The organism is Mesorhizobium sp. M0587 (genome assembly GCF_040320945.1).
Lineage (GTDB): Bacteria > Pseudomonadota > Alphaproteobacteria > Rhizobiales > Rhizobiaceae > Mesorhizobium.
Map to the genome: position 1 here is coordinate 13,339 of NZ_JAMYQP010000037.1, position 22,989 is coordinate 36,327.

Consider the following 22,989-nt stretch of genomic DNA (forward strand, 5'->3'; position numbering starts at 1 on the left):
GCTATGTGTGCCTTATGATCACGAGGGTAATGTCGTCGTGGATCTTCTGGACTCCGATGTGTGCCATCAGATCCTCGATGATCCCGGTCTTGATTTCCTCGGCGCTGCCGCCTTGACGTTTTTTTGCGCTCTGGCAGAGGCGCTCGAAACCGAATAGCCTTTTGTCCTGATCCTCCGCCTCGGTCACACCGTCGGTGTGCAGCACGATCACGTCGCCACTGCCGAACAGGATGTCACGCGTGTCGATGAACTTCGAGATGTCATTCTCCAGACCAACCGGCATGCCCAGATCAAGCGTATCGATGCGTTCGACTTCCCCGTCTGCACGTACGACAAGAACGTCCTCATGCTGCCCCGATAGCGTTACGCGCTCATCCTCAAAGTCAAGAAAGGCCAGCGAGAGATGCTTGCCGGTGTTCGTCCGCTCGATGTTCTTGTAGATCGCTCTGTTCAGCCGGTTCAGAAACTGGTGCGGATCCGCCTCGTTTGTCTCCTGCAACGCGCGTGCAACGGATTGAACCATCAGCATCAGCACGCCGCTCTCGAGACCATGACCGGTCACGTCGCCGATACCGATCTTGATCCGGGACCCGTTCTGCAGGACGTCGTAGTAGTCACCGCCGACCTCGTCGGCCGGCCGCATGTAGGCTGCGATCTCCAGCCCCGGAATCGCTTCGAGCTCGAATGGTTTGGGCAGGACCATCAACTGGATCTGCCTGGCAACCGCCAGCTCGGCACCCAGGCGGACGTTCTCGTCCCGCAGCTTTTCGTTGAGTGCGGAAATCTGCTGATTGGCGTCCCCGAGCTCCCTGGTTCGTTCGTCTACGAGTTGCTCGAGGTTTTCGGTGTGAAAGCTGATCTGCTCAGCCATCCGGTTGAAGGCGATCCCTGCCGCTCCAACCTCGTCGCGTGTCGGAATACTCACACGCACTGAATAGTCCTTGGTCTGGAGCCGTTGGGCGGCGCTGGCAAGCGCCCTGAGGCCTGCGGTGATCCGCTTCGAAATCCCGAGCACGGCCGCGAAAACAATCAGAAGCGAAACGATGATGGCACCGATCTGATAGAGCAGGATACGATTGGTTGCGCGAGAAATACTCTCCTGCGCGGCGAACAGGGAGGCATAGATCTCCCGTTCGGGAACGACGATCCCCACCGACATCGTTTCGGACTTGATCGGTCCCGAACTCCACAGATTGGTCGGCTTCAATCTCTTGAGCACGACGATGTAGGGTACGCGCTCGCCCTTGCTGTCGAGCATGATATGCTGAATGACACCATCGTTGTTCTGGTCAAGAGGCAGCGATGCGATTGCCGGCTGCACACTTTCTCGCATGGACCTCTCCAGGCCCGTGACGCCTTGCGTGCCCGCATCACTTGATGAGGTCAGGCCGATGATCGCCTGGCCGGACGGATTGATCGCGACCACGTTACCAGTCGACATCGTGAGAAAGCCAAACCCGGTTTCAGCGATCTTCACACGTTCGACGACTTCCGCGAGCTGGTCGAGAGTGATGTCTGCGCCTGCCGTACCGGCGATGCCGGTGCGATCGCGCGTCCACAGCGGGTGGAAAAAGCTGACGATCAGCTTTCCCGTGATTGCATCGGTGTAAGGCGCCGTCTGGGTAATGTCATCAGGGACGGGACGAGAGGCTGGGTCCCCGGCCCATTGCTGCCATGAACCATAGATACCCGGAAAGAAGAACTCCCAGAACTCCGCCTTGTTGTGGCCCGGATAAAGCTTGTCGAAGGTCTGTGCCTGGTCCGTATACGGGACAGTCCTGAAGATCGGCCGTTCTTTCGGGCCAATATAATACATCTGTAATTTGGACGACCCGCTGGCCATGAGAGACGGCGCGACGAGATCGATCACGGTGCTGTCTTCGATTTCCTTCTGAACGCCCGGTAGCGGAGCGTGGTCGGCACCCAGCAGGTAGCCCCAAACGCTTACCACCGAAGGCGCGCCCGGCAGATTCTGCGCCCAATCGCCCCGCGTGTCGTAGACGACCTTCACCGAGCCGGGCGCCGCATGCGAAAGCGTCGCCCCTACCTGTTGCTGCCTGCTTGGATCGTCGATCTGGGCCTGCATCACGCCGGCCAATGCCTTGACGTCGCCATGAACCCGGTCGAGCAGCAAGTCGACGCTCAACGCCGTCGATTGGGCATAGGAACGAATGTATTCCTGGTTTGCAGTCGTCAAGCCCTCACCGACTTCCGAAGTGGCATCGCGCGACAGCTTCTGAACGTTCCAAAGCGCCAGACCACCGCTCAGCAGAAGGTCGAACAGTACGGCGCCGCCAACGACCAATACGAATTTCGCTCGAAAGGAGCGCAGGCCGAAGCGCGGTGCAGACTCATTGTCGGTTTTCATTGCGGGCGTCGCCCCGATGCGACCCAGATCGGCCAGCCCGCGTAACCCTTGGGGTGGAGCGCAGCGAAAATGTGGTCCTGGAAGCCCTGCCGGAACCGTGCGACGAACTCCGGTCCATCGCCGCGTCTGGTCGCCATCTCGCCCGCATAGACATCCGCCCAAGCCGCAATGACATCCGCGAAATCCTGCGGATCGTCGTCCAGGTTAGTCACCATGAAGGTCTCGACACGTATGTCTTCGAATCCGGCTTCCATCAGATACCGCCGGCTCTTGGGCCCAAGCTCGACGTCCATCTCGAAATGCTCGAACAGCTTCGCCACCTCGGCGTAGGTCCAGCGAATGCTTTCGGAGCGGGGCTCGCCGAGGCAATGCGAATTCTTCTCGTTGGTGATGTAGACTCGCCCGCCCGGCTTGCATATGCGGTAGAGTTCCTTGAGGATGAGTTCAGGCCGATTGAAGATCTGGAGGGAATGCCGGCAGGTCACAAGGTCGAACTGCGCTTCGTCGAGCAGCATCTCCGACGCATCGCCATAAGTGTATTCGATGCCCCGGATATCGAACTCCTGCATCACCTGGCGAGCATAGTTCAGGCTCGACGTGGAATGGTCGAGGGCGACGATCCGCGATGGCTGAAACTCCTTCTGCACGAGCACGGCGAAATCGCCGATCCCGCAACAGATGTCGGCCATGACGATCCCCTGCCTCATGCCGTGTCGCGGCAAGATTGCTCGCTCGTGGCGCCAGGTCATTTTCGTCTGTGATCGCAGGATAGGTACGAACCCGCCCGCCTCGAGGAAGCCCTGGCCCGGATAGAATTCGCTGTCATACTGCTGGACCGTGATGTTCGGTTCGATGGCGCTCAAGCGACCGAATTTTCGCGAGGTCCATCCGACGACGCTTGAAGTGATGACGACAAATTTGAGATCGGGACGAGCGCGACAGGCGTCGATAATGATCCTCGAAAAGGCGTGAAATGCGGCGTTGTTCATCTGCGTCAGGCGTCTGACATTGACGTAGAGAACGCCCCGCACGCGGCCGATCGCGTCACGAAGCAATGCGATGCTGGGTCCAAGCTCATCGATTGCCTGAGGCCGAACAACCCCGGCTATGGAGAACTCCTGGTTGTTGGCGTCGTATTGCGCCTTGAAGCGTGGGAGAAGGTCGTAAGGGCTCAATGCGGCAGGCTCTCAAGCGGAAGATCGACGACGAGCCTGATCGCATCGCCGTCGGTTTCCTCGACCCTGAATGTCGCGTTGTAGTCGACTGCCAATTCCAGGAGTACGATCTCCCGGCTGGGCGCGAGATCCCCAGAAACCGAATTGACGTATCGCTCCCTGGCCTCTGTTCCTGCGAGTTGCGACGCGGCTTCTTCGTAGAATTGGCGCTCCTCCGGCACGCAGGGGAATGTCAGCTCGATCCTGTCCGTTCCGCCATGGCGGGACACCCTGCATGCCAGTTCGCCGTCGGTGTGGCGGGTACGAAACGCGACTTCCAGCAATTCGTTAAACGCAGAGGAAAAGAGATTTGAATGCCGGACCGAGTCCGATCTGTTTTGACTGATCATCCGAGCCATGTATGTCGAGACATAGTCGCAGTGTCTCCAGGCGGAGACGAAGGCTTTGATTTCCATGTCGATCTGGATCATGGGCGCAAAAGTCGGCTCGCCAGCCAACTCGTGATGAACGGGTCCCATCGGCATCCTCCCTTGTTCCATCCGTATTGAGCCTTCGCGCGGTGATAGCCTCCGCGACGAAATCCCACCGCGCCCCCGTGACGAGCCACTCTCGCACCGCCTCGATGAATTGCGCGATATCTGCCTCGATTGCTTCTACAAATCTCCATTTCACCGTTAACAAACGCTTCAAGGCGTTAAACCGCGCGATTTGATTCCTCCATCGCTCGTACCACCCTCAGCGGGGACCGCCTGATGAAAGCGTTCGTTGCCTCGGCTCCGAGCGGCCGTCCCAGGAAATGACCTTGCAGGCAATCGCAATTTTCCTTGATCAGCCACCGTGCCTGTGCCGACGTCTCGACTCCCTCGGCAGTGACACTTATTCCCAGGCCGTGTGCAAGATTTATGATCGATCGTACGATCGTTTGGCTTTTGAGATCGGTCTCCAGGTCCGCAATGAAGTACTGATCAATCTTCAATGTGTCGAAGGGAAAATTCTTTAGGTAGCTCAACGACGAATAGTACGTTCCAAAATCGTCGAGCGATATGCGTATGCCCAAGACGTTCAGGGTATTTAATGTGTCGATATTGTCGATCGTCTTCTCGAGAAGAACCGTCTCGGTTATTTCGAGTTCAAGTCGCTCGGCCCGAATTCCAACGGCATCAATGACCTGCGCGACCGTGTCCGTCAGCGAACCGCCAAGGAACTGCGCCGGTGACAGGTTCACCGCGACTGTCAGCGAGGAGGGCCAGGTCAAGGCCTGGCGACAGGCTTCCTCGAGCACCCATCGTCCAATCTCGTCCATCAGACCGTCGGCCTCAGCGATAGGTATGAACACGCTGGGTGGAATGATTCCGATGTCGGGATGCCGCCACCGCAGTAGCGCTTCGAAACCGATCACCGACGAGGGAGGCCGAATGAGCGGCTGATATTCCAGGTAGAGCTCGCCCCGTCCCAACGCTGTTCGAAGGCTGCGCCTCAGATTCTCGCGCTGCTCGAGCAAGAGCAGCATCGAACGGTTGAATGTTCGAGCGCAACCGCGTCCATCTGTCTTGGCTGCGTAAAGAGCAATGTCAGCGGCTTTCATCAGTTGCTCGCCATCGGTCCCGTGTTCCGGCCCGAAAGCAATTCCGACACTCGAGCCGACGAAGACGGGAATTCCGTTGATGACGAACGGACGCTTGAACGCGTCGACCAGCGATCCGGCGAGGCGCTCAGCTTCTGCCGGCTGCTCCTTTCCCAATTGGATGACAGCGAACTCATCGCCGGCATACCTGTACGCGGATTCGCCGTCCTGCAGCGCGTCGCGGATACGACCCGCCGCGAGCTGAAGAAGCGTATCACCTGCTCCATGGCCGAGCGTATCATTGACCGCTTTGAAATCGTCAAGGTCGATCTGCAGCAGGGCGGTTTTCGGCTTCAGTGCGCCAACGGGCGCCAGTGCTTGCTGCAGCCGCTCGCCAAATCGTCGCCGGTTCTGCAGGCCGGTCAGCACGTCGTGCGTGGCCTGATGGAGCAGAATTACGTGTTCTTGCTCGTCCGCTACGCTGCGCCCATCGCGCTCCCTTGATTCGATGATCCCCACACCATTTGCAGTGGCGAAAACGAAAACAGACCGCTGCACTTCGCCCGATGATGGCGGCAAATCGATGCTTGCCGGTGAGCCGCCGTGGAACACACGACGAAATTCGTCGCGATACCTCGCATCGAGGAAGCTCGGGTAGATCTCCCAAAGGGCGGCACCCGGCGCCACCGCGCCTCCGTACGCACCGCGGAACTTAGTTGCGTAGTGCGTCAAGCAGAAGTCGCGGTCATAGAACGACAAGAGTTCGGTCGTGTTCGCCAAAAGGTCAGCGAGAAGCACTTCGCCTGGACGTAGAACATCGTTTGAGGAAGGCCCCTCACGCTCCGTGCCGACGTCTGATGCCTCTGGATGCAAGAGCCACCTCCATAGGCGGTGCGAATCCACGTTGCCCAGTTCAGAAATAGCATAACTGGCAAGCTTGGCAAACTTTTAACACGCAGTCTGAATAAGTACCGCGTGTGGCGCAGTTGCGATGCAGGCTCCGCCGTGATTGACGGTGTTAAAGATGAACATTCACAGTTGGTTAACCAGTCGGGAACTGGCTGTATGATTGATGGCGCGGCGGACGCGACACGAAATAGTCTGGTCGATCAGGCGGCGTGACCTTCCCCGCCCCGGGAAGCCTGTTTTGAGCCCACCCCTCTCGCCATCACGGACCCTGTACTCAGCTTCCAAGCGCTTTGAGCCAACCTTCAAAGGAAGAAGCCTTCTCGTGTTCAGCAAGCGAAACAGAGTGGGAGAGGCGCGGCAACACCACAGTAGTGCGGCCCTCGCGCGGGCTGTAACCGAATTCCTTGCTGAATGCCCGGCTGAAATTGGCCGCTGAACTGAACCCGAACGCCTCAGCAATATCGACAATCCGCCGGCTGTCCGCTGGATCGCTAAGCGCGACATGGGCTCCCAGAAGTCGGCGACTTTGTATGTAGTGAAGGACACCACCGCTCGGTTCGAACAATTGATAGAGGCGGGAGCGCGACACGCCGAGCGCGCGGCACATTGAATCCGGCGTCAGATGAGGCGCATCCAGATTGTTTTGGACGTATCGACGCGCTCGCTCCATCAGCGCGACACTCGCCAATTGGTCAGCGGCCGCGGCATGTTCCGCCGGATGCGCGAGACAGGCAATGATCATGCTGCGCGTTGCGTGTACGATGCGAGGCAGATCTTCAGCCGTGAGGCTGCGCAGTCTTGCTTCGATGCTGCTGAGGTAGTCGATCATAAGGTTGGCAAAGTTGCCGGCCAGAATTGAATTGTTCTTTGCGTCGAGGGTTGAGGCCGCATCAGAGAACAAATCACGCGGCAGGTAGAGACAGAGACTTTCCGAGTCAGTTACCCTCCCGCGAAACGGGTAGCCGAGCGATCTGATCTCCAATTTGCCCGGCTGGTTTTCCACGACGTGGCGGTCGACTTCCGTCCACGAGCGGCCAGTGCGTGGCAAGACGATGTACCAGTGATCGATGGAACTCGATCGGAGCTTCGCGGGGGACCGAATGTAGCTGTGAGCCGGCGCACGCTGTTGAACAATCAGTATGCCACCGAGATTCCAAGCCGTGTGGTCGGCGCGAAAGCCCTCGCTCAGCGACTTGTCGTCCGGCAACCTGGCCTCGACAAGCGGCGCCATGTGCGCTTGCCAAGCAGCGAATTGATGCTCTGGCGCCAGCTCGAGCGTTGAAAAGGACAGAGGCTCCAGCGCCGGCGCGAGCGACGGAGCGGCCTTATCGTTGGGTTGACCGTCTCGCGGCCACCGACGTCGATCACGGTCCCGCGGCAGCCTCGCAGGAACCCCATCTTGCCTCTTAGTGTCCATCGCGTGGTGCCATATCCGAATCGGCTATGCCCATGCCCTTCTCAATCATGTGGTGTAGCTCAGCATCTGGCAAGACGGGGGCAACGGCGATCACGCTCGATTGCAGTACGAAATGCATTCCGAGATAAGTTTCTGGATATGAAGATAACGACTCTCTTCAACCTGATGCGTATAGAATCTGGCATCGTCAAATAGGTGAGGAGCCCACGGAAATGAACACCAAGCTCAACGGCGACGCTCGTCGCAGGGTCATTCTTGATGGCTATGACAACAACGAGCCATTGAAGGACATTGCGGCAAAGGTCGGATGCTCATTGGCGAGCTTGAAAGTTACAGCAAGCAAACTCGGCTGCACTCGAACCCCGGCAGAAGCGGCGGAGTTTCGGCGCGGATTTCACGTTCCGGAACATCAGCGCCAAGATTACTATCAACTTATGAACGCTGGGCAGTATAAAGCTCGTGAGTGCGCCCTGATTTTGGGACTCTTAACAGATTCAGCTTCAGTCAGCAGCTAATCTCTTTCAAGTACACTGCTGATGATACTATGAATTATACATTCCATCGCGTCAGTGGTTCATCAAAAGCCCGCCGCAAAGCACGCGCGGCGGGCCCTGAAAGGTTCGCACAGATGCTGCGTCGCCATCTCAATCGCACCTGCCTGGCCCCTCCCGATCTGGCTATTTGCGAACGCGTGTTCGATCAGGTCTGCGCGGATGAGAATCTAGATCCTTTGGGCCCGGACGCTGAAATCCTGGCAGTGATGGTTGTGGCCATTTTTCGAAATGTTCACACCAGCGAGCGCGAACTTCTGGAGGCGGTCAGGTCTCGTCGGCAAAAGGGTACGGGAACCGGGCATTAGTACATGTCGCCCAAAAGTACGCAGCAATTTAGCGCAACGACGCGCTAAAAGCGCCTTCGCGGGGAGGGAAGGAACCTGGTTCCGGCCGTCTTCAGCCGGCAGGCACCGGGAGGGGGGTCGGTAGACAAACATGTCTTGTCGGTAACGCAAATTGAAGGCAGGCCGCTTTTAGATCGCGCTACTGTACAGCCAGATTATTAGGTTTAGCTAATTTGCCTTGGAGGCCCCGAAAATGCGGCAGGCAAAACAAGTCCTGGTGACTGGAGGCGCGGGGTTTTTGGGATCGTTCCTGTGTGAGCGACTTCTGGGTGAAGGTCATGAAGTTATATGTGTCGACAACTTCTTCACCGGAACTCGACGAAACATCGCACATTTGCTTGACAACCATTCCTTCGAAATCATTCGCCACGACGTGACGTTTCCGCTCTACGTGGAAGTGGATGAGATTTACAATCTTGCCTGTCCTGCGAGCCCCGTTCACTACCAATTCGATCCGGTCCAGACGACTAAGACGAGCGTCCACGGGGCGATCAACATGCTGGGACTCGCCAAGCGGGTTCGCGCAAAGATTCTTCAGGCATCAACATCCGAAGTTTACGGCGACCCTGAAGTTCACCCGCAGACCGAGGATTATTGGGGCAAGGTAAACCCAATAGGACCCCGTTCTTGTTACGATGAGGGCAAGCGATGTGCTGAAACGCTATTTTTCGACTATCGGCGGCAGCACGGGCTGCGAATCAAGGTAGCGCGCATCTTCAACACATATGGCCCCAGGATGCGCCCCGACGACGGCCGTGTCGTTTCCAACTTCATCGTGCAAGCATTGCTGAATGAACCGATAACGGTGTACGGCACTGGCCAGCAGACACGTTCATTTTGCTATGTCGACGACCTCATTGACGGTCTGGTTCGCATGATGCAAACGGGTGACGATGTTACCGGTCCGATCAACCTCGGCAATCCGGTCGAATTCACGATGCTCGAACTCGCCAATCTGGTGATCGAACTTACAGGAAGCCGGTCCGCGATCAGATTTTTGACCTTGCCCGTCGACGACCCAAGGCAGCGACAGCCCGATATCGCGAGTGCCTTGCATGAACTCAACTGGGAGCCGCAAACCGCGTTGCGCGACGGCCTTGTCAAGACCATTGCCTACTTCGAAGGTTTGGCTTCATCAGGGTACCTGCGGGCCGCCGCCGAATGAAAACAGTCTTGGTCACCGGCGGGGCCGGCTATATCGGATCACATTGTTGCAAGGCATTCGCCGAATCGGGTTGGTCGGTCATCACGTATGATAACCTCTCGCGCGGGTGGCGCGACGCGGTCAAATGGGGGCCTATTGTCGAAGGCGACATTTCCGACCCTGCAGCCGTATCGGCAGCGCTACGACAATATCGGCCAGATGTGGTGGCGCATTTCGCCGCCTACGCCTATGTGGGCGAGTCGGTCGAAAATCCGGGACTCTACTACCGAAACAACAGTTTCGGGTCGCTGGTGTTGCTCGAGGAAATGTTGAAGGTCGGCGTAAACAAGCTGATCTTTTCCAGCACTTGCGCGTCTTATGGCGTTCCGGTCCGCTTTCCGATTGACGAAACGCATCCGCAGTTGCCGATCAATCCCTATGGATGGTCGAAACTCATCATAGAACGGATGGTGGATAATTTCTCCTATGCCCATGGCCTCAACGCGGTCGTGCTCCGGTATTTCAACGCCGCCGGATGCGATCCCGACGGCGAGATCGGCGAACGGCATGAACCGGAAACACACGTCATACCGCTCGCCATCGAGGCGGCGGTCAGGCGCGGTCGGGTTTTTACCGTCAACGGCACCGACTTCGAAACCCGCGATGGAACCGCGGTACGCGACTATGTCCATGCCACCGATCTCGCGCGTGCTCACGTTCTGGCAGGGGAGAAACTTCTCCGCGACACAGGTGTACACGTCTATAATCTCGGGACCGGAACTGGAACGACGGTGAAGGAACTGGTCGATGCGGTCAGCCGGGCTTCGGCAACGCGCCTTCCTGTGGTCTGCGGTCCGCGTAGAGCAGGTGATCCGCCAGAGCTCGTAGCCACGGCCGCCAAGGCGCAGCGGGAACTTGGCTGGGTGCCTGAGCAATCCGGAATCGACAGGATCGTCGAGACGGCACTAGCTTGGTATCGTAGCCGATTGTAATCCTACAAAGGACGGCTAGGCGAGGCCTAGCGCTAGCGCGACGCCCTCGGAATTGAGCTTGACAGTCGCCACGAAGGAAGATGCGGCGCCTGCCCGCCGCTTCTTCAGCGACGAGCAAAAGCGCGCCATCGCGATGGAGAGCGACCTGCCGGGTGTCAGCGTCTCACAGGTCGCGCAGGCACGGATCGTCACGGGGTTATTGTTCCGCTGGCGGGTGCAGTTTGGCGTTGCGCAGAACAGGCGCGAAGCTTGCGCCCGTCACGCTGACTCATGGTACGCTGGCGGGCGGCCTTGCTGCGCGATCTCGTGCAGGCCGAACGCGGAGGAACAGAACCATGACCATTCCGGCGGGGGTAAAAGTGCATCTGGCGCTCGGCTACACTGACACGGCAAGAAGGCGTCGATGCTGAAGATCATGTGGTGGGACGGCAACGGCATGTGCCTGTTCACCAAACGGCTCGACCAAGGGCGCCTCGCGTGGCCGGTGATGGCCGGCTTCATTGCTTGATCCCGGTGACGCCGGCGCAGCTTGCGATGCTGATCGAGGGCATCGACTGGCGCGCTCCCGAGCGTGTTTGGAGGCCCGCCCTGGCCAGCTGAAATCGGCACTTCGACCGTTACGGAAAAGCCCGGAATCCTTGGGTTTTGTTCCTGGACCCGGAAAATCTGGCTATGTGCCAGCGCATATTTGAGCAGGTATGCATCGACGCCAACATAAGACCGCACGTCGATTGAGGCAGAGCAACTCACGGCGGCAGTGCTGAATTTTTTTCAACTGGTTCCCAGAGGAACCGAAGAAGAATTGCTGGCCGCTCTCCACGACCGCCACAACCATTCCGAAACCGCACTGGCTGAATCAGCCGTAAGGGAAGGGCCGGCACGGGGTGTGGCACTCTTAGCTAGGTAGGGACCGCGCCGGCCACCCGCGCGGAGGTTTGGATTTGGGCCGTCCCCCGCGCTTGATAGTCTATTGCCAAATTAGCAATCCCGCGAACCAAACCCATAGGTTGGTAGAAGCGATCGGCAACTCACATATTAGCCGCATCTCCTATATGACTAGCGCAAAAGCATCGGAGAAAAGCCGTGTTCCGAGAGTGTGACGTTCGTATGTGGCGCGAGGCCGGGAAACTTGCGGAATCTGGCGACTACGAAGGGTGGCAAGCCATCGAACGGGAGCTTCGTAGCAGAGGATACCCACGCGCCAAGCTACTGCTTGATAACGACTCCGCGACAAATTGGATCAGCTTTGTAAGAGCGCACAGGCGCAACGCGCCAACCGGCCCTAAAAGCCAGAAGACCCGCTGACGAGATCGGCACGTGATTGACGCCGGCTCATGGAAAGCATACCGCCAAATTAGTTGAGCACAAAGGGAGCCCGCCGGCCGTGCACATTTCAGAGCCGGGCCAGCCATGCGCTGACCTTGCGGGTCTAATGAACTGCGACACCACGGGGCGGTTCTGGCTTCGTCGGCGCTTTGCTCAGATCGAAATTGGGTGGCAGGTGAACGTGCGTGTTCTCAATGGCCGTGGTGGTCATTCTATCGGCCGGCACGATTATCACCATCCGGATATGCCTTTCGGGCCACAAGGGTTTTCCGAAAAGAAGGAACGAGACTGCAATCACGCAAGCGTGGCGAACGTGTTCGCGACCAGGCAACTCCAACTCCAATGCTGAGCGCGCGCCACTAGACGTGCTACAATGACGAGCGCTCATCAACCGACGATGAAGGAACTGATGTTCGCCGGCCGTTACCCAATGAGTGATCGGCTCAAATGTTTCGCGCCTGGAAGCTTTGCCAATAGGATGGGACTTCAGTCGCAGACGCTGAACATACGAACGCAAAAAGCCCGTCAGCCGTGAGGCAGCGGGCGAGGGTCTGGAGTGCACGGGGATCAACCAGCATAGGTCAACGAGCGAATTACAAAAAACCCCGCCGCTGTTGATGGTGAGCGACGCCATGGCGGCACTGTAACACAGCCGCCTAGGAATGATGCCCCAGACGGAAGCAGGCATGATCGCAGTGTGGTTCGCTATCCCGGCGCGTTAGTTGGGGTCGCCGGACCTTGAGCCCCCGTGGCCTCCGCCGCCGTGGCTGCCGGACTGACTCCGCCCGAATGTGAAGCTATTCGGGCAGCGGCTGACGTGAACGTGGTTCCTGTCGCCCGATCCTTTGCCGGGACGTGATCCACCTGATTTCGCTACCGTCTCAGAGTTCAAACTTGTGCCGAGCAGTAGTGTTATAGCAGGCGGCGTCACGACCGCGAAGCGACCGGCCTTCTTCATAAAGTCACGGCGCGCTTTGGCCTCCGGGACCTGCTTGTTATACCTTGTGCTTTCAGTTGCCATCTCAGGACTCCTTTGAGCAAGATCTCCTAGTCGTTCATTGCAGGAATGACATTGCTCCAAAAGGCTTAGGTTGCTCTGTCTGTTGGCAGGCAACAGCCAGCAGCATTTCGCGAAGCTCGCATACTGGAAAAAGATGCCGACCAAAATCCAAACTGACGCGCACTACCGTTAGCCCGTCAAAGAGTGGACGCGGGCTAGAGCATTGCCGCAGGGCAGAGGAATGGCCGGCACGGGGCGCACCCTACAGGTAGGAGGGAACGCACCGGCCACTGCGGGGTTTGGGATATGGGCGTGTCCCCGCGCTGGATGGTTTATTCTCATGTTAGCAGTCCCGCAACAAAGCCGCGCTGCACCGATATTTTGTTACATTTAGTGATTTGCGCGATACCGCCAACGGGTCTCTGCTGGATGCAAGCCTTTCCGGCTTCAGGCACTTGGCGGAAAGGGTGGGGGGTCGGAAAGGTGGCCAAGCATGGCCCTAGCTAGCACCATTGTCTTGAGCGGCGACTATGGCTACAGCAGCTATAAAGTATCCGGTCTGGCCGCCGACACCACTATCGATGCCACCAACGCCTCGTGGATCGTCGCCAATCAGGGAAGCCCCACCAACCTCTATCCCTTCGCGGTCGTCGATCCCGGCGACACCCTCCTGGCTTTGGGCGGCACGATCAACGGCACTGTCTCCCAAACCGGCGCCTGGGAGAGCATTTACGTCAACTCCGCCGCGGTCCGTGTAAATTCAGCCCACAGCTTTGTCATCGACGACTGGACGATCACCAAGCCCTGGGACGGCATCCGTGTCGGCGGCACCGGCACCTTCCTCATCGACAATAGCTATGTCGGCTACTCCCGAGACGACGCGGTCGAGGATGACGACGTCATCGGCGGCACTATCAAGGATTCCCTGTTCGACAACGTGTTTTCCGGAGTGAGCCTTGGTGACGGCGACGTGGATGGGTCTGACAACTCGGTCACCATGGACGGCATGCTTCTGGGCATGGGAGAGTACCTTCGCAAAGGCGAGATGACGCACGGCTCGCCGTTCAAACTCGACAAGGGCATAGGCTCTGACGATATCGTGCCCAGCCTGCACTTTATCGATTGCGTGGTGGCGATCACCGATGTCCACCACAACGGCTTGGAGCGGCTGCAGCGGGCTTGGGACAAAACGGTCGAGTCACACGGCAATTACTACCTCAACCTCTCTGACACGCCGCTGCCGTCCGATTATCCAGTGCCGCCGGCCGGCTGGACGGTCCTTCAAGGCCAGGCGGCCCGCGATTACTGGGCCAACGCCAAGGCGGCCTGGCATACAGCCCATGACGGAACCGACCAGCCACCGCCACCTCCGACACCGCCGACCGACTCGGCCAAGGGGACCACCGGGAACGACACTTTTGGCGGCACCGGCGCGGCCGATACCTATGATGCCCTGGCTGGCAACGACACACTGTCGGGCAAGGGTGGCAACGACGTGCTGAGCGGTGGCTCCGGCAAGGACACTTTCGTGTTTGACACGGCCTATGGCCCCGGCAATGTCGATAAACTCATTGACTTCCACGCGGCGGATGACGCGCTTTACCTCGACAATGCCGTCTTCACCATGCTCGGCCAAGGTTCCTTGTCCAGCCCGACGCAGGTGAACTCGTCGTATTTCGAGTTGCGCGAACACGCCACCAGCCACAACGATTACCTGCTCTACAACCAGAGCACGGGCGTTCTGTACTATGACCCCGACGGCTCGAAACCGATGGCCCAAGTGGAAATCGCCCAGCTAGAGCCCGGAACCACCCTGACCTTTCATGACGTGTTCATCATTTGATCGCTCATGCGATTCATATGGTACTACGAAGTCCGACCGCGGTCGCCGCTGACGTGCAGTTGCGGAAAACCAATTCTGCGGGAAGCGGCATCCGCAGGATGCGGCCAGGGACGCCCCCTCTTGTCCGTGTGTCGCTTCCTTTCCTGTGGCTCATTCGGCATGGTGGCGCGAGCAATGGAGGTCGTATTATGGCCCGCGAAGTCGAGTTTCAGGACGACGATATTGTGGTCACATCGCACAGTCCGCGGAAAGGCAGCTTACTGCTGATCACGGATGACGAGGTCGAGTCTCCAACTCGACAGGGAAGCCGGCCAGAGCCAACGCCATGGCGTCGGCCTGAGCCGTGCTCGATCGCCGCGTGGGCATGGCGGAATGCCTTCTCGCCGTGCTCGGCCAGCCATGCCGCCGCGGATGAAAAGGGTTTGATGCGCGTCCAGGCGGCAAAGCCGTGCACGAGTGCATAGCTTCGGCTCGAAAACGAGCGCCTGGTCGAGCAGCGGCAGGACCTTGGCGGCCCCTCGCGGCATGAAGGTGTAGACGTCGGGCAGCGCGCGCAGAAAAGATCGTAGGCGTCGAGACTGTCGGGCCGGCGCTTGACGCGCTCGATCTCGGCCCGGCGCAGATTGGGCTCTATTGCCGCCACCACGCTGATGGTGATCTCGTCCTGCGGCGCGAACACGTCGGTCAGCTCGCGGTCGTAGCGTTCGGCCCACAGATGGCTGCCGTCCTCGGCGTCGATCAACTGGCCGGTGATGCGCACGCGACTCCCACCTTGCGCACGCTGCCTTCCAGCACGTAGCGCACGCCGAGCTCTTGCCCGATCTGCTTCACGTCGACGGCGCGGCCCTTGTAGGTGAAGGAGGAGTTGCGGGCGATGACGAACAGCCAGCGGATGCGCGACAGGCCGGTGATGATGTCGTCGACCACGCCATCGGCGAAATAGTCCTGATCCGCATCGCCGCTCAGGTTGACGAAAGGCAGCACGGCGATGGAGGGGCGGGCGGGAATGCCAAGGCCAGGCTTCGGCTGCTCGACCGGTGCGATCGCCTTGGCGCCGGCTCCGGCTTCCTCGCGCACGGTGCCGACGAACCGAAACCCCCGGCCCAGGATGGTGCGGACGAGGCGCTGCTGCCCGCCATTGACCTGGAGGGCGCTGCGGGCGGCGTTGACGCGGCTGGCCAGCGTCGCGTCGGAGACAATGCGTCCCTGCCAGACCGCATCGACCAGATCGTCCTTGCTGACCACCCGCTCGCGAGGCGGCTGATTGGTGTTTTTGAGCCTAGGCTGCCATGGGGCCTGTGCCAATTGTACATGTGCGTCCAGACCGGAAGGTCTTGGGCTCGCGCCGCGTCGCGACGTTCGGATTGCGATCGGCCGGGCCTGAAAGCTGCCCTCCGCTGCGGTCCGTCGCAATACAATGGGTCGAAGTGCATCTGGGTTCGGGCCCGTCCGGACCCAAGCTTTCACAATCTGTTGAAGGCAGTTCGCAGGTCAGAGGGAGACCGATAGACCCCCGTCGACCGCCAAAACATGTCCGTTGACATAGGCGGCAGCGTCGGACGCGAGAAACACCACGGCTCCGCTGAGTTCGTCAGGTTGAGCCCAGCGGCCAGCAGGGGTTCGTGACTCGACCCATTTGTTAAAGGCCTCGTCGTTGATGAGCGCGGTGTTGAGCTCGGTGGCGAAATAGCCGGGGGCGATCGCGTTGATGGTGATGCCGTGACGGCCCATCTCGGCGGCAGTCGAGCGTGTCAGTCCATGCAACCCCGCCTTTGCCGCCACATAGGCGTGAATGGTAGGGCGGCCAAGGATGGCTGCAACCGATCCAGTGTTTATGATGCGCCCGAATTTGTTCGGCAGCATCAGGCGCACCGCCTCGCGCATCATTCGGAAGCAGGCCGAAAGATTGACTGCAATCACGCGGTCGAAGTCCTCGTCCTTCCATTCGACGAACGGGCTGCGATGCTGGATGCCGGCGTTGTTGATCAGGATATCTAGGCGACCGTGGCGTTCGACGATCCCCTCAAGCGCCGCCCTTGAGGTCGCTGCGACCGCAACATCGAACGGCAGGGCTTCGGCACCGATTTTTTCCGCCGCCGCGGAGAGGGTGTCCATGTCGCGCGCATTGATAATTACCGTTGCGCCGTTGTCCGCAAGCGCCTTGGCCATGGCAAAGCCGAGGCCACGCGAAGCACCCGTCACCAACGCGACTCGACCCTTGAGCGAGAACATTTCCGACATTGAAATCCCTGGAGCGAGATAGATGACGATGATGCAGTCTAACCGCACCTGGCTCCAATGAAAGGGCGGGAGTTTCCTCCCGCCCTAAAGCGCTATTTGGCGACGCAGGTATCGGCCGTCTGCGGCGTGCAGACGTCAAGGCCTGTGTAGGTCGGGTCAGCCGGGGGCGCCTTGCCGTCCTTCATGTCCTTCAGCGCCATCATCGTCTTGTAGCCCATTTCGAATGGCCGTTGGCCGACCTGGCCAAGGGATAGCCCTTCCTTCATCTGGTCGATCTGCACGGGAAGTGTGTCGGCGACGACAAGCGCTAGCGCTTTCGAGGCAATCTTGTCCTTGTACGGTGCGACCGCGGCGCGGTTGGCATCAGGAATGAACTGCGGGAATCCACCCGTTGGGATGAATGCATCAAGGTTCGGATTTTTCGCCATGATGTCCTCAAACTGCTGCACCGAAAGCGGGAAATCATCGTTGGTGTAGAGAGGACAGCCTTCGATTTCGGTCCAGCCATTCTGGCCCGTCAGCCGGTCCCCGGGCGAGGCCGCCGATTTGGTTCCTGAAAGTGTATCGCGAATGCCCTGCATGCGTTCATTATGGTTGGCCGCCGCCGCGCCGCCCGACTGGATGCAGATCGTGCCGCCTTTAGGCTTGACCTGCATGGCAAGCTTGGCAAGGTTCACGCCGATCTCATAATTGTGGGTGCCAATATAAGCAACGCGAAGCTCCTTATTCTCGGGCAGCAGGTCGGAGTCCCAGGTGAGGACCGGGATGCCGGCTTCCTTGGCGGCCTGTAGCGCAACCGCCATCGCCGCGGCGTTTGATGGCGACACGGCAATGCCGTCCACCTTCTTGGCCACGAGATCCTGCACGATCTGCACCTGCTCGTCGCCGCCGCCATGCTCGCCCGGGCCGATATACATGCATTCCAAGGCGCCCTTCGATTCGGCTTCGGCCTTCTTGCAGCCGTCGCGTGCTTGGTCGAAGAAAGGATTGTTCATGTTCTTCGGCACCAGGGCGAAGGTATATTTCGCCTGGGCGCCGGAAACGGCGAGCACCATTGCGCCAAGCGCCACGGCCGCCATCAGCAATCTTTTTTTCATTTCGACGTTCTCCTCCTAGCTGGAATGCCCCGTAGGCCTCCCGCCGGCGGGGTTTTCTAGCGGCTTTTTTTGGGCATCAAGACTGCCAGCCAAGCGGCGAGAAGCGATTTGCCGCCGGTTTGCATGCCCAAAAGAACCGCGAGAACGATGAAGGCGCCGACGAATGCGCCTTGCCAATTTGAATCGATGCCGGCCATCAACAGCGCATTCCTGATTACTTCGAGGAACGCCGAACCGATGATCGCGCCGAAGGCCGTGCCGGCTCCGCCCATAAGGCTGGCTCCGCCGATGACCGTCGCTGCGATCACGCGCAACTCGTAGCCCTGGCCCATGGCATTGATGGCCGAGCCGTTGTAGCCGAGGAGCAGGAGTGAGGCGACCGAAGCGGTGAAGGCCGAGAAGACATAGGCCTCGAATTTGATCCAGTCGACCGGCACGCCGGTGAGCCGCGCCGCCTCCTCATTGCCGCCGATGGCGAAGAGATGCCGGGCCCAGGCCGTGAAATTGAAGACGAAACCGACGATCAGGGCCAGAATCACCATGGTCCAGAACTGCGATGACAGTTCTGGTATCCAGTGCGGTGCCCAATCCTGCGGCCCATGCAGCGGCCATCTCGCCTGACCGATCGCCTTTACGATCGGGGCATCGGGCCCGAATTGGTAGAGCATCTGGTTGGCGGAGAACACGACCGCCAGCGAACGCGCCGCGGACAGCATGCCGAGCGTGACCACAAAGGACGGCATTCCAATATAGGCGACGAAGAATCCGTTGACCGCGCCGCACGCCATGCCGGAGAAAAGGCCGACGGCGAATGCGATATACCAGGGATAGTGCCAGGTCAGGAAAAGACCGGCGACGATGACCACCAGGCCCATGATCGAGCCGACCGACAGATCGATGCCGCCGGTGATGATCACCACCGTCATGCCGAGCGCCATGATGCCGAAAGGTGCGAAGTTGCGCGTGACGTTGGCGGCGTTTTCGGAGGTGCCGAAGCTCGGCTCCATGGTCGACATCAAGGTGACGAGGGCAATGAGCGCGATCGTCACCCAGAACGGCTGACTTGAAAATACATGTTGAAGCGCCGTCTTTTCCTTGGTCGGGACAAAGTCCGACATGGCCGGTCGGCCGGTTTCCAGGGCCGACTCCCCAACACCAATTGACTCCCGAGCACTATTCGCCACGGATAGCCCCCGTTATCAGTCCGGTGATTTCCTCGGGCGACGTATTGCCGGCATCCTTGTCGGCAACCTTCGAACCTCGCCTGAGCACAATGATACGATCTGCAACGGCGAAAACGTCAGGCATGCGGTGGCTGATCAACATGACGCCGACACCTTGCGCTTTGAGGCGCCGGATCAATTCGAGCACCTCTGCCACCTGGCGTACCGAGATGGCGGCGGTCGGTTCGTCCATCAACACCAGCTTGGCGTTTGAAAGCCGGGTCCGCGCGATCGCTACCGCCTGGCGCTGCCCACCCGACATCTTCCTGACGAGGTCGCGCGGCCGTGTTTCCGATTTGAGTTCCCTGAACAACGCTGCCGAGCGGTCGATCATCGCCTGCTTGTCGAGCACCCTGATCGGCCAGAAGCCCTTCTTCATCTCGCGGCCAAGAAAGACATTTTGCGCGGCCGTCAGATTATCCGCGAGCGCCAGGTCCTGATAGACGACTTCAATTCCCTTGGCACGGGCCTGAACGGGTTTATGGAAGTGACAAATCTCGCCGTCCACGACAATTTCGCCGTCGTTCGGCGGAAAATTCCCGGCCACTGTCTTGACTATCGTTGACTTGCCGGCGCCGTTGTCCCCCATCAGACCCACGACTTCACCCCGCTCCACGTGGAAGCTGACGTCCGTCAGGGCCTGGATGGCCCCAAAATTCTTGGAGACGTGACGAACCTCAAGCACCGGCATCGCGGTCCTCCCCGGACAACAAATGCCAATTTTGTCCCGGCGTACGCAAGGCAGCTAATCAGCGAAACGCATTCAACACAATGATTATTAGATCGGCGCTATCAGATGGCAATCTCCCTCTGCTGCACGTGAGCGATCTCGATGCGGCGACAGCTAGGATCGGCTCGGTCACACCCTAGAGGTCGCGGTTGCGCCAGTAGGAGGCGATGCTGGCGATCTAGTGTAGGCGGGAGCTAACTTTGGCGTCTCTCGGCAAAACTTTCGGCAACACGATCGAGGGAAATCACACCCGCGCCCCATATCAGCTTACCGGCTGGCGAGATTATATGTTACTTTGCTAATATAATAGAACATTTCGGGCACCGCGCGGTGTTGGGAGGATGCAGGTGCGAAGCCGCTGGACCATTCTTGCCGCTCTGTTTGTCGCTCGTGCCGCCTTCGCCTTTCAATTTGGGAGCGTAGGGGCCGTAGCGCCACAGCTCAGCCGAAGTCTCGGTGTGAGCTTGGCCGATGTCGGTATCCTTATCGGCATCTATTTTGCGCCGGGCGTCCTGCTTGCCTTGCCCGGCGGGACGGTCGGTCGCCGCTATGGCGACAAGGCGACGGTCCTCGCCGGGCTGCTGATGATGCTGGCAGGCGAATTATTGATGACCGCGTCGGCCTCGTGGAGCATGCAGATCGCAGGCCGACTGATTGCCGGCACTGGTGGCATTTTCTTGAGCGTTCAGATGACCAAGATGGTCGCCGACTGGTTTAGTGGCCGGGAAATAGCCACCGCGATGGCCATTTTCGTCAACTCGTGGCCAGCTGGCATCGCAATCGCGCTCCTGCTGTTGCCAGCGATCGGAGAGAGGTTCGGGCTCCATGCCGTCAACCTTGCTGTCGCAGGCTTGATCCTGATCGGACTCGGCTTCATCGCCTTTATCTATCGTGCGCCGGATACGCCTGCCTCCGCGGAAGGCGAGCGCGGCAGGCTTACCGCAAAAGCGATCTATGCGGTGATTGTAGCCGGCTCGATCTGGTGCCTCTACAATGTCGGTCTTGCCATGATCTTCAGTTTCGGACCATCGATGCTCGTCGAGCGAGGCTGGTCCGGCACGGCAGCTGGATCGACGATCAGCATGGTGCTCTGGCTCGCCGTGCTTTCGGTTCCTTTCGGGGGCTTCCTCGCCGACTGGACCAAACGCGGTGACGCCGTGGTCATCGCAGGCTGTATCGTCTTTGCTCTGCTGGCACTGCTGCTGTCGCGAACCGACGCGGTGTTTCCCATCGTCATTGCCCTTGGGATCGTTTGCGGCCTGCCCGCCGGTGCGATCATCAGCCTGTCTGCGCTTGTGCTCGAGCGGAAGACGCGGTCGATCGGAATGGGAATATTCTACACGGTTTTCTATGCCGGGAGCCCGCTTGGACCGGCGATCGGTGGAAAGCTCGCGACGCGGCTGGGCGGTGCGAGCGCAGCGCTCGACTTCGGCGCCGCCGTGCTCCTGCTCTGCCCGGTCATTCTGTGGCTCTTCCGTCGTATTGTTGCTGGTGAGATTCGGCCGGCCGTTCCAGCGACATAAAGGCGCGAAGGGCTTAGCGAAGTGACGCTGGGACAATGGCGGATGGCGCTGCTTCCATATAGGACTTGAGAGCTTGGGGTTTGCCCCGGCTTTCATAGCCCAAGGGATGCGACCCTGACGCGTCAAAATCTTTTCGGTGTTTTCGTCTACTTTGAAACAGACCGATCCCTTCCACATCATGGCGAAGACATGGTCTCCACGACACAGAGCGATGGCACTGAACAGCGGTCTTGTCGCGACGTCGCCCAAATTGGCAACCGTTCGGCCTTCTTTGGCCTGTTCAAATCTTGTTCGTCATCCGTCCTCGCGTACGTATTGCGCCGCTAAGGCTAAGCAAATGCGGTCTCTCCGCAATCATACTGGAACATCGCACGAACCAAATCGTTCGCCGCTGATGGGCCACACTAGCATTGAAAACCATAACGGTCGACTGATCGCCGACACCGAAGATGTCTTGATCGTCGGAGGCGGGCCCGCAGGGTTGACCGCCGCTCAGTATCTTGCCCGTTTCCGCCGTCGCGTGCTGGTGATCGATGCGGGCGATCCCCGCGCCGCCCTGATCCCAAGAAGCCATAATTGTCCGGGCTTTCCCGAAGGGATAAGTGGTCCCGATCTTCTGGATCGGCTACGACGCCACGCGCGTTTGTACGGAGCAACTCTGATGCGGGGTCAGGTTCATTCTCTGGCCCCTGTTAAGGGAGGCTTTGACGCCGAGACCTCGATTGGTGCATTCCGCGCACGCAAGGTCATGTTGTCGACCGGGATTATCGACACGACACCCGTCATGCCACGCCTGCGGGACGCAATGGCTGCAGGCGTAGTTCGGCTTTGCCCAGTGTGCGACGGATATGAGGTGATCGACCGGAAAATAGCGGTCCTCGGGCAAGGAGAGAGAGCCTTGCAAGAGGCCATCTTCCTCAGTCGATTTACACCGGCTGTAACGATGCTGGGGACTGATGCAAGGGACTTCTCAACCAGCACGCGTCGCGCGGCCGGCGAAAGAGCGATCGTTATCCGAGACACTCTCGACAGGCTCAGCCCAGTTGCTGACGGTTGTGAGGCGATTCTGAGGGACGGGGCGACATGCCGCTTCGATGCCATTTACGCGGCATTGGGTTGCAAGGTCCGTTCTCAACTCGCAGGGGTCGTTGGCGCGACCTGTTGTGAAGAGGGCTACGTCAAAGTCGATGAGCACCAGCAGACTTCCGTCGATGGCGTATACGCGATCGGTGACCTCGTTAAAGCCTTGAACCAGATAGCGGTCGCCTTTGGTCAGGCTGCCATCGCTGCGTCCCACGCCCATAGACAACTTGATTTCCAGCCCGCTTGAGCCGGGCGATACAGCATTGCGTTTGTCTGGCGGAACAAGCCGCGGCGGCCGGGGTTGGGGCAAGGCGGCAGTGAGCAAAACAGTTCCTGGCAGGCACGAGCATGGCGCTCGACAGAGATGGACCGAAACTTGCGACCGGGCTGCTTATCGCCGCACTGGCGGCCCTGGCGGGATACAACGCCGTCCGCGCCAAACGAGCGCTTGCCGGC

21 protein-coding genes and 2 pseudogenes are annotated in these 22,989 nt (G+C 59.3%); 8 read left to right on the forward strand and 15 right to left on the reverse strand.

The window, feature by feature from the left end; genetic code table 11:
• Window position 1: 1 nt before the first annotated feature.
• The 5 genes from NKI49_RS26410 to NKI49_RS26430 all read right to left on the reverse strand — a co-directional run bounded on the left by NKI49_RS26410 (window position 2) and on the right by NKI49_RS26430 (window position 7,433).
• A complete protein-coding gene (locus NKI49_RS26410) occupies window positions 2-2,368 on the reverse strand; it encodes a SpoIIE family protein phosphatase (protein ID WP_352605443.1) in 2,367 nt (788 codons plus the stop codon).
• Window positions 2,365-3,543 carry a methyltransferase domain-containing protein gene (locus NKI49_RS26415; RefSeq protein WP_352605445.1) on the reverse strand — a complete coding sequence of 393 codons (1,179 nt, stop codon included), beginning with the start codon at window positions 3,541-3,543 and terminating at the stop codon, window positions 2,365-2,367. The genes NKI49_RS26410 and NKI49_RS26415 overlap by 4 nt, the downstream gene beginning before the upstream one ends.
• Window positions 3,540-4,061, reverse strand: a complete 522-nt coding sequence (locus NKI49_RS26420; RefSeq protein WP_352605447.1) for a ubiquinone biosynthesis methyltransferase UbiE — start codon at window positions 4,059-4,061, stop codon at window positions 3,540-3,542. Before NKI49_RS26420 ends, NKI49_RS26415 begins: the two co-directional genes overlap by 4 nt.
• Window positions 4,062-4,237: 176 nt before the next feature.
• Complete coding sequence (locus NKI49_RS26425) at window positions 4,238-5,887, reverse strand: putative bifunctional diguanylate cyclase/phosphodiesterase (RefSeq protein WP_502899577.1); 1,650 nt, start codon at window positions 5,885-5,887, stop codon at window positions 4,238-4,240.
• Window positions 5,888-6,290: 403 nt separating this feature from the next.
• Window positions 6,291-7,433, reverse strand: coding sequence for a helix-turn-helix domain-containing protein (locus tag NKI49_RS26430; RefSeq protein WP_352605451.1), 1,143 nt, complete (start codon window positions 7,431-7,433; stop codon window positions 6,291-6,293).
• Window positions 7,434-7,645: 212 nt separating this feature from the next.
• Between NKI49_RS26430 and NKI49_RS26435 the strand changes: the two genes are divergently transcribed.
• The 4 genes from NKI49_RS26435 to galE all read left to right on the forward strand — a co-directional run bounded on the left by NKI49_RS26435 (window position 7,646) and on the right by galE (window position 10,467).
• Window positions 7,646-7,948, forward strand: coding sequence for a hypothetical protein (locus NKI49_RS26435; protein ID WP_352605453.1), 303 nt, complete (start codon window positions 7,646-7,648; stop codon window positions 7,946-7,948).
• A 29-nt stretch (window positions 7,949-7,977) separates the two neighbouring features.
• Window positions 7,978-8,292: a hypothetical protein gene (locus NKI49_RS26440; RefSeq protein WP_352605456.1), complete on the forward strand. Its 315-nt coding sequence runs from the start codon at window positions 7,978-7,980 to the stop codon at window positions 8,290-8,292.
• Between the two features lie 232 nt (window positions 8,293-8,524).
• On the forward strand, window positions 8,525-9,496 hold the full coding sequence (locus NKI49_RS26445) for a UDP-glucuronic acid decarboxylase family protein (protein ID WP_352605458.1): 972 nt from the start codon (window positions 8,525-8,527) through the stop codon (window positions 9,494-9,496).
• Window positions 9,493-10,467, forward strand: coding sequence for a UDP-glucose 4-epimerase GalE (galE, locus tag NKI49_RS26450; protein WP_352605460.1), 975 nt, complete (start codon window positions 9,493-9,495; stop codon window positions 10,465-10,467). The genes NKI49_RS26445 and galE overlap by 4 nt, the downstream gene beginning before the upstream one ends.
• 15 nt (window positions 10,468-10,482) lie before the next feature.
• Here galE and NKI49_RS26455 read toward each other — a convergent pair whose 3' ends face one another.
• Entirely contained in the window at window positions 10,483-10,659 is a 177-nt protein-coding gene (locus NKI49_RS26455; RefSeq protein WP_352605461.1) for a hypothetical protein, read from the reverse strand.
• Between the two features lie 211 nt (window positions 10,660-10,870).
• On the opposite strand from NKI49_RS26455, the gene tnpB reads away from it, so the two are divergent.
• Complete coding sequence (gene tnpB, locus NKI49_RS26460) at window positions 10,871-10,975, forward strand: IS66 family insertion sequence element accessory protein TnpB (protein ID WP_352605463.1); 105 nt, start codon at window positions 10,871-10,873, stop codon at window positions 10,973-10,975.
• Between the two features lie 1,536 nt (window positions 10,976-12,511).
• On the opposite strand, the gene NKI49_RS26465 is transcribed toward tnpB, so the two are convergent.
• Complete coding sequence (locus tag NKI49_RS26465) at window positions 12,512-12,814, reverse strand: hypothetical protein (RefSeq protein WP_352605465.1); 303 nt, start codon at window positions 12,812-12,814, stop codon at window positions 12,512-12,514.
• Between the two features lie 496 nt (window positions 12,815-13,310).
• Between NKI49_RS26465 and NKI49_RS26470 the strand changes: the two genes are divergently transcribed.
• A complete protein-coding gene (locus NKI49_RS26470; protein ID WP_352605467.1) occupies window positions 13,311-14,636 on the forward strand; it encodes a calcium-binding protein in 1,326 nt (441 codons plus the stop codon).
• Window positions 14,637-14,844: 208 nt separating this feature from the next.
• Here NKI49_RS26470 and NKI49_RS33470 read toward each other — a convergent pair whose 3' ends face one another.
• The 7 genes and pseudogenes from NKI49_RS33470 to NKI49_RS26500 form a co-directional block, all read right to left on the reverse strand.
• Window positions 14,845-15,396 (reverse strand): hypothetical protein, encoded by a 552-nt coding sequence (locus tag NKI49_RS33470; protein WP_502899575.1) that lies wholly within the window; start codon window positions 15,394-15,396, stop codon window positions 14,845-14,847.
• Window positions 15,375-15,881 carry a hypothetical protein gene (locus NKI49_RS26475; protein ID WP_502899576.1) on the reverse strand — a complete coding sequence of 169 codons (507 nt, stop codon included), beginning with the start codon at window positions 15,879-15,881 and terminating at the stop codon, window positions 15,375-15,377. Before NKI49_RS26475 ends, NKI49_RS33470 begins: the two co-directional genes overlap by 22 nt.
• Before the next feature lie 8 nt (window positions 15,882-15,889).
• Window positions 15,890-15,979 (reverse strand): annotated as a pseudogene (locus NKI49_RS26480) (integrase core domain-containing protein); the annotation flags it as partial.
• Between the two features lie 148 nt (window positions 15,980-16,127).
• Window positions 16,128-16,877: an SDR family NAD(P)-dependent oxidoreductase gene (locus NKI49_RS26485; RefSeq protein WP_352605469.1), complete on the reverse strand. Its 750-nt coding sequence runs from the start codon at window positions 16,875-16,877 to the stop codon at window positions 16,128-16,130.
• 92 nt (window positions 16,878-16,969) lie between these two features.
• Window positions 16,970-17,974, reverse strand: coding sequence for a sugar-binding protein (locus tag NKI49_RS26490; RefSeq protein ID WP_352605471.1), 1,005 nt, complete (start codon window positions 17,972-17,974; stop codon window positions 16,970-16,972).
• 56 nt (window positions 17,975-18,030) lie between these two features.
• Complete coding sequence (locus NKI49_RS26495) at window positions 18,031-19,092, reverse strand: ABC transporter permease (protein ID WP_352605473.1); 1,062 nt, start codon at window positions 19,090-19,092, stop codon at window positions 18,031-18,033.
• Window positions 19,093-19,147: 55 nt separating this feature from the next.
• On the reverse strand, window positions 19,148-19,888 hold the full coding sequence (locus NKI49_RS26500) for an ATP-binding cassette domain-containing protein (protein WP_352605475.1): 741 nt from the start codon (window positions 19,886-19,888) through the stop codon (window positions 19,148-19,150).
• Window positions 19,889-20,268: 380 nt separating this feature from the next.
• Here NKI49_RS26500 and NKI49_RS26505 point away from each other — a divergent pair, with 380 nt between their 5' ends.
• A complete protein-coding gene (locus NKI49_RS26505) occupies window positions 20,269-21,450 on the forward strand; it encodes an MFS transporter (RefSeq protein ID WP_352605477.1) in 1,182 nt (393 codons plus the stop codon).
• Window positions 21,451-21,597: 147 nt separating this feature from the next.
• Here NKI49_RS26505 and NKI49_RS26510 read toward each other — a convergent pair.
• Window positions 21,598-21,699: pseudogene (locus NKI49_RS26510) on the reverse strand (hypothetical protein); the annotation flags it as partial.
• Here NKI49_RS26510 and NKI49_RS26515 point away from each other — a divergent pair.
• Window positions 21,662-22,780: an NAD(P)/FAD-dependent oxidoreductase gene (locus tag NKI49_RS26515; RefSeq protein WP_352605479.1), complete on the forward strand. Its 1,119-nt coding sequence runs from the start codon at window positions 21,662-21,664 to the stop codon at window positions 22,778-22,780. The pseudogene NKI49_RS26510 and the gene NKI49_RS26515 sit on opposite strands and share 38 nt — an antisense overlap.
• Window positions 22,781-22,989 lie beyond the last annotated feature (209 nt).

Bases quoted from the DNA above. Each gene is read 5' to 3' on its own strand.
- NKI49_RS26440 (WP_352605456.1), top strand. From the start codon at position 7,978: ATGAATTATACATTCCATCGCGTCAGTGGTTCATCAAAAGCCCGCCGC.
- NKI49_RS26505 (WP_352605477.1), top strand. From the start codon at position 20,269: ATGCAGGTGCGAAGCCGCTGGACCATTCTTGCCGCTCTGTTTGTCGCT.
- NKI49_RS26515 (WP_352605479.1), top strand. From the start codon at position 21,662: ATGGCACTGAACAGCGGTCTTGTCGCGACGTCGCCCAAATTGGCAACC.
- NKI49_RS26430 (WP_352605451.1), bottom strand. From the start codon at position 7,433: ATGGACACTAAGAGGCAAGATGGGGTTCCTGCGAGGCTGCCGCGGGAC.
- NKI49_RS26410 (WP_352605443.1), bottom strand. From the start codon at position 2,368: ATGAAAACCGACAATGAGTCTGCACCGCGCTTCGGCCTGCGCTCCTTT.
- NKI49_RS26465 (WP_352605465.1), bottom strand. From the start codon at position 12,814: ATGGCAACTGAAAGCACAAGGTATAACAAGCAGGTCCCGGAGGCCAAA.
- NKI49_RS26445 (WP_352605458.1), top strand. From the start codon at position 8,525: ATGCGGCAGGCAAAACAAGTCCTGGTGACTGGAGGCGCGGGGTTTTTG.
- NKI49_RS26495 (WP_352605473.1), bottom strand. From the start codon at position 19,092: ATGTCGGACTTTGTCCCGACCAAGGAAAAGACGGCGCTTCAACATGTA.
- galE (WP_352605460.1), top strand. From the start codon at position 9,493: ATGAAAACAGTCTTGGTCACCGGCGGGGCCGGCTATATCGGATCACAT.
- tnpB (WP_352605463.1), top strand. From the start codon at position 10,871: ATGCTGAAGATCATGTGGTGGGACGGCAACGGCATGTGCCTGTTCACC.
- NKI49_RS26435 (WP_352605453.1), top strand. From the start codon at position 7,646: ATGAACACCAAGCTCAACGGCGACGCTCGTCGCAGGGTCATTCTTGAT.
- NKI49_RS26500 (WP_352605475.1), bottom strand. From the start codon at position 19,888: ATGCCGGTGCTTGAGGTTCGTCACGTCTCCAAGAATTTTGGGGCCATC.
- NKI49_RS26490 (WP_352605471.1), bottom strand. From the start codon at position 17,974: ATGAAAAAAAGATTGCTGATGGCGGCCGTGGCGCTTGGCGCAATGGTG.
- NKI49_RS26485 (WP_352605469.1), bottom strand. From the start codon at position 16,877: ATGTCGGAAATGTTCTCGCTCAAGGGTCGAGTCGCGTTGGTGACGGGT.
- NKI49_RS26420 (WP_352605447.1), bottom strand. From the start codon at position 4,061: ATGGGACCCGTTCATCACGAGTTGGCTGGCGAGCCGACTTTTGCGCCC.